Raw genomic sequence first — 6481 nt, 5'->3', positions numbered from 1 at the left:
CTCCTCGAGGCCCGCTTCGCCGTAGCGCTTGGCGATCTCGCCGGAGACCCGTGCCGCTACCGAACGATCACAGTTGGTGATCTTGAACTCGAACTCGCCGCCGGACTTCGACTCGATCGCCGGCAGCAGCGCCTCGAACACCTCCTGGTTCTTGGCACCGGGATCGTGGGGCACGTTGCGGCTGACCTGGCAGAACTGCGGCGCCTCTGTGGGCACGAAGTCGTTGGCCAGCAGCGGCGTCAGGTCGAGCTTGCGCTGCGCCGCCGTCTCGCCCTCCAGCATCTCGAGCAGATCGGTGCGCCCGATCAGGTCGGTCAACTGGCGCACGCCCAGCAGCGCCATCAGCTCGCGCACCTCCTCGGCGATGAAGCGGAAGTAGTGCTTGACCATGTCCACCGTGCCGCGGAAGTGCTCGTCGCGCAGCTCCTGGTGTTGGGTGGCGACGCCGGTGGCGCAGTTGTTGAGGTGGCAGATCTTCAGATACTTGCAGCCCAGCGCCACCATCGGCGCGGTGCCGAAGCCGAAGCTCTCGGCGCCGAGGATCGCCGCCTTGACCACGTCGGGGCCGGTCTTGAGCCCGCCGTCGGTCTGCAGCCGGATCTTGTCGCGCAGGCCGTTGATGCGCAGCGCCTGGTGGACTTCCGGCAGCCCCAGCTCCCACGGACTGCCGGCGTGGCGGATCGAGGTGATCGGGCTCGCCGCGGTGCCGCCGTCGTAGCCGGAGACCGTGATCAGATCGGCGTAGGCCTTGGCCACGCCGGTGGCGATGGTGCCGATGCCCGGCTCGGAGACCAGCTTCACCGATACCTGGGCGCTCGGGTTGACCTGCTTGAGATCGAAGATCAGCTGGGCCAGGTCCTCGATCGAATAGATGTCGTGGTGCGGCGGCGGCGAGATCAGCGTCACGCCGGGGACCGCATAGCGCAGCCGCGCGATCATCTCGTTGACCTTGCCGCCCGGCAGCTGGCCGCCCTCGCCGGGCTTGGCACCCTGGGCGACCTTGATCTGCAGCACCTCGGCGTTGACCAGATAGGCCGGGGTCACCCCGAAGCGCCCGGAAGCGATCTGCTTGATCTTGGAGGAGCGGATGGTGCCGTAACGGGCCGGATCCTCGCCGCCCTCACCGGAGTTGGAGCGCCCGCCGGTCTCGTTCATAGCCTGGGCCAGCGCTTCGTGCGCCTCGGGCGACAGCGCGCCCAGCGACATCCCGGCGCTGTCGAAGCGCAGCAGCAGGCTCTCGACCGGCTCGATCTCGTCCAGCGGCAACGGCTCGGGGGCCGGCTTGAGCTTCAGCAGGTCGCGGATCGTCGCCACCGGACGCTCATTGACCAGCCGCGCAAACGCCTTCCACTTGGCGTAGTCGCCCTGCTGGACCGCCTGCTGCAGCAGCATCACCACGTCGGGATTGTAGGCGTGATACTCGTGACCGTGGACGAACTTGACCAGCCCGCCCTGGCGGATGCCCTTGCGGGGAATCCAGGCATCGCGCGCCGCCAGCTCCTGCTGCATCTGCAGCTCGCTGAAGCCGGTGCCCTCGATGCGCGACATCATCCCGTCGAAGCACATCTGCATGACCTCGGACCCCAGGCCGACAGCCTCGAACAGCTGCGAGCCACGGTAGGAGGAGATCTGCGAGATCCCCATCTTCGACAGGATCTTGTAAAGCCCCTTCTGCATGCCCTTGCGGTAGTTCTCGCGGGCGTCCGCCGGGTTGCCGACCAGCTCCCCGGTGCGGTGCATGTCCGCCATCACCTGATAGGCGAGATAGGGATAGACCGCGGTGGCGCCGACGCCGAAGAACACCGCCATCTGGTGGGCGTCACGGGCGTAGCCGGTCTCGACCACGATGTTGACACGGGGGCGCAGCGCCAGCCTGGCGAGATGATGGTGAACCGCGCCGGTGGCCAGCAGCGCCTGGATCGGCTGCTTGCCCCTCTCCAGCTCGGCATCCGACAGCACCAGGATCACCTTGCCGTCGCGGGTCGCCTGCTCGGCCTGCTGGCACAGCGCCACCAGCGCCTGGCGCAGCGAGGTGGTCTCCGGATCGTAGTGCAACGGCAGCCGCACCGAGGCGAACGCCGGATCCTCCTGGGTCACCAGCGCGGTGAACTTGCGCGGCGACAGCACCGGGGTGGTCAGGATCAGGCGGTGGGCGTGCTCCGGCGTCGCCTCGAACACGTTCAGCTCGGCCCCGCAGCAGGTCTCCAGCGACATCACGATCGCTTCCCGCAGCGGGTCGATGGGCGGGTTGGTGACCTGGGCGAATTTCTGGCGGAAGAAGTCGGTGAGCAGCCGGTTCTGACGCGACAGCACCGCCATCGGCGTGTCGTCCCCCATCGAACCCACCGCTTCCTGGCCGCTCTCGGCCAGCGGGCGCAGCAGCTGATCGCGCTCCTCGAAGGTCACCGAGAACATCTTCTGGTAGACGTTGAGCTCTTCGGTTTCCATCGGCTGGAATCGCGCCAGCTCGGTCAGCGCGGACTCGAGATAGTGGGCGTGCTCCTTGAGCCAGCGACGATAGGGATAGGCGGACTTGAGCCGCTGATCGATATCGTCGGTGTGCAGCACTTCGCCGGTCTGGGTGTCGACGGCGAGGATCTGTCCCGGCCCGACGCGGCCCTTGGCCACCACCGATTCGGGGGAGTAGTTCCACACCCCGATCTCGGAGGAGAGGGTGATATAGCCGTTATCGGTGATCACCCAGCGCGCCGGACGCAGGCCGTTGCGGTCGAGCATGCAGACGGCGTGGCGACCGTCGGTCATCACGATGCCGGCGGGGCCATCCCACGCTTCCATGTGCATGGAGTTGTATTCATAGAAGGCGCGCAGGTCACCATCCATGGTCTCGACGTTCTGCCACGCCGGCGGCACCATCATGCGAACGGCGTTGTAGAGGTCCATGCCACCGGTGAGCAGCACTTCCAGCATGTTGTCCATGCTCGACGAGTCGGAGCCGGTGGTGTTGACGATCTCGTCGAGGCCTTCGATATCCGGCAGCAGTTCGCTGACGAAGTTGGCCTTGCGCGCGTTGGCCCAGCCGCGGTTGGCCTCGATGGTGTTGATCTCGCCGTTGTGCGCCATGAAGCGGAACGGCTGCGCCAGCGGCCAGCGTGGTGCGGTATTGGTCGAAAAACGCTGGTGAAAGACGCAGACCGCGGTCTCGAGACGCTCGTCGCCCAGGTCCTGGTAGAAGGTGGGGAGGTCCGCGGGCATCATCAGCCCCTTGTAGGAGACCACCTTGGACGACAGCGAGCAGACGTAGAACTCTTCTTCCTGGCGCAGCTTCTGTTCGGCCAGACGGCGTGCCATGAACAGTTCGACGTTGAACGCCGCATCGGTCTGGGAAACGTCCCCCTCGACGAAGACCTGACGAATGCGCGGCAGGCACTCGAGCGCCATCGGCCCGCAGACGCTGGGGTCCGTGGGCACGTCACGCCACCCCTTGACGCTCAGGCCACGCTCGGCGAGTTCGCCTTCCAGCGTCTCGCGCGCACTTCGCTCGCGGGCATCGTCATCGGGGAAGAACACCATGCCGACGGCGAAGCGCTCGCCCAGGGTGACGCCCAGATGATCCTCGGCCAGCTCGCGCATGAAGCCCATCGGCATTTTCAGCAGCAGGCCACAACCGTCGCCGGTCTTGCCATCCGCCGCGATGCCGCCACGGTGGGTCATGCAGGTCAGGGATTCGATCGCCGTCTTGAGCAGATCGTGACTGGCCTGCCCCTCCATATGAGCAATCAGGCCGAAACCGCAGTTGTCGCGGAATTCGCCAGGCTGGTGAAGACCTCTCATCATGGGCGTGCCTCACAAAGCTGTTCTGAATACAGGGTATTGTATTCGGTCCGGTAAAAAGAGATGATAGAAATTTTTCTTGTTTTTCCGACTGGATTACCAGCGGTGCAATAGGCCCGATTTTCGTCTCGAAGCGCCGACAACGTGGGGTGTCGGCGGGTCGCAAAAAGGCCGGACAGAATAGCCAGTCAGCTTCCCCAGCGCAATTCCGGAGCCGGCTTTCTCGCTGCAAATGCATTTAAAATCGAAGACTTAGCGAAACATTCAACAAAAATACACTGTTAGCACAAAGGCTTAGGCCTCAACATAGACCAAAGTCTAAACCCTTGCGTGTCGTGGCCCGAATCGTCGTGAGATCCAGGCGCGAAGCCCATACCGATACGGCATGGAGCATACCAATTATATCGACAACGCCCGGAAAGAACAGCCGTCGGCACGCCGATTGTCGCCAGGCGAGACCCGCGAACGGCCACCCATGCCGAACGCCGTGACGGGAGCGCTATCGAAACGGGGCTGCCACCGGGGCGGCCCATGCGAACGGGCGAACAAAGGAACGCCGCCGGAATGGCGGCGGAAACAAGGCCGGGTAAAACCGGGAAGGAGAGGCGCCTGCCGGCGCCGTGGCGCGTCAGCCTCGGGGGAAGCGTTCCAGCAGCCGGTGGAGCAGCTCGGCCTCGGTATCGTCCCGGATGCAGGCGCCCCCCAGCGCCTCGAGCAGGATCAGGCGCAGCCGACTGTCGAGATTCTTCTTGTCGAGGCGCATGCGAGAGAGGAAATCCTCGGCCTGCATGTTGGCCGGTGCCGTGACCGGGAGATCCGCGGCGCTCAGAATCGCCGCGACGCGCTCGACATCGGCCTCGCTCAACCAGCCGCGATCGAAGGATAGCCGGGTCGCCATCATCATGCCGGCGCCCACCGCTTCGCCGTGCAGCCAGTTGCCGTAGCCCTGATGCGCCTCGATGGCGTGACCGAAGGTGTGGCCCAGGTTGAGCAGCGCACGCACGCCCTGCTCGGTCTCGTCCTCGGCGACGACTTCCGCCTTGATCTCGCAGCTGCGGCGAATGGCGTGGCGAATGGCGGCCTCGTCGAGCGCCCGGAGTGCCGCCAGGTTCCCCTCCAGCCACTCGAGGAAGGAGAGGTCCCAGATCAAGCCGTACTTGATCACCTCCGCCAGCCCCGCGGACAACTCCCGGGCCGGCAGCGTTCGCAAGGTGTCGGTATCGACGATCACCGCCCGGGGCTGCCAGAACGCGCCGATCATGTTCTTGCCACGAGGGTGATTGACGCCCGTCTTGCCGCCCACGGAGGAGTCGACCTGGGCCAGCAGGGTGGTGGGTATCTGGATGAACGCGACACCGCGCTGATAGCTGGCGGCCGCGTATCCCGCCATGTCGCCGATGACGCCTCCGCCCAGCGCGATCAGCGTGCAGCGACGATTGAAGCCGGCGGCCAGCAGCGCATCCCAGATACGCTCCACCGACGCCAGCGTCTTGGTCGCCTCGCCATCGGGCAGGATGACTTCCCGGATCTCGAGGTCGGCACCGGCCAGCGTCTGCTTGAGCGCCGCGAGATAATGCGGGGCGATCACCTCGTTAGTCACGATCATCACCTGGCGCCCCGCCAGGTACGGCAGCAGATGTTCCCGGCTCGCCAGAACGCCCGCGCCGACGTGGATCGGATAACTGCGCTCGCCCAGCGACACGCTCAGCGATTCCACCGAAAGCGAAGAGACTGACGTCATGACATTTACCTCTGGTGGGAGAGTGGCGGCGAGGCAGCGAGCGGCTCGGCGAGACGGGAGACACGCCGCAGGATATCACCGACCACGCTTCTGGGACCGCGGCGATCGGTGCGCACGACGATGTCCGCCGTGGCGCGATAGAGCGGATCGCGAATCGCGAACAGCTCCCTCAGCACCTGCTCCGGATTGGCATTCTGAAGCAGCGGCCGATTGCGATCCCGCGAGGTGCGTCGAATCTGCTGCTCGACGGTGGTGGCCAGGTAGATCACCGTGCCCCGCTCCCGCAGCAGTTGCCGGTTGACCTCGCGCATGACCGCGCCGCCCCCCGTCGCCATCACGACTTCACTGCGCTGGGTCAGCTCGTCGAGCATGGCCGTCTCTCGATCGCGGAACCCCTGCTCGCCCTCGACATCGAAAATCCACGGGATGTTCGCCCCGCACCGACCCTCTATCTGATGGTCGCTATCCAGGAATTCGCGCTGCAATTCGGCCGCCAGAAGGCGGCCGATTGTGCTCTTGCCGGCCCCCATGGGACCGATGAGAAAAAGATTGGGAAGCGACCGCATCAGCGAATGGCCAGTCCGTCCTCGATGATCTTGGGCGTAATGAATACCAGCAATTCTACCTTCTCGTTGCTTTCCTGGGTATAGCGGAAGAGATTGCCCAGCACCGGGATGTCTCCCAGGAACGGGGTCTTGAACAGCGTCCGCAACTGCTCGGAGGTCAGAATCCCGCCCAGCACCACGGTTTCGCCGTTGTCGACCAGTACCTGGGTCTGAATCTCGTTGGTATCGATCGCCGGCGCGCCATCGAATCGCGTATCGGAAATATCGTCGTTGTTGATGCGCAGATCCATGATGATGCGATCGTCGGGCGTGATCTGCGGCGTCACCTCCAGCGACAGCACCGCCTCCTTGAACTCGGTGGTCGTCGCACCGCTGGAGGAGG

General features: G+C 65.0%; 3 protein-coding genes and 1 pseudogene. All 4 read right to left on the bottom strand.

Annotation, left to right across the window (positions count from 1 at the left end):
• The coding region (gene gltB / locus AC3AYF_RS16845) for a glutamate synthase large subunit (RefSeq protein WP_487780050.1) at positions 1-3795 on the bottom strand (3795 nt) is incomplete at its 3' end.
• Positions 3796-4420: 625 nt separating this feature from the next.
• Positions 4421-5533, bottom strand: coding sequence for a 3-dehydroquinate synthase (aroB, locus tag AC3AYF_RS16840; protein WP_295038549.1), 1113 nt, complete (start codon positions 5531-5533; stop codon positions 4421-4423).
• 5 nt (positions 5534-5538) lie between these two features.
• The gene (gene aroK, locus AC3AYF_RS16835) at positions 5539-6099 is read right to left on the bottom strand and encodes a shikimate kinase AroK (protein WP_295038548.1); all 561 of its coding nucleotides are present in this window, start codon (positions 6097-6099) and stop codon (positions 5539-5541) included.
• Positions 6099-6481 (bottom strand): annotated as a pseudogene (locus AC3AYF_RS16830) (type IV pilus secretin PilQ); the annotation flags it as partial. The pseudogene AC3AYF_RS16830 and the gene aroK, both read right to left, overlap by 1 nt.

The sequence above is a fragment of the Salinicola sp. genome (genome assembly GCF_982684285.1).
Note: the sequence above shows the minus strand (reverse complement) of the source record. Positions and strands in the feature narration are given on the sequence as shown.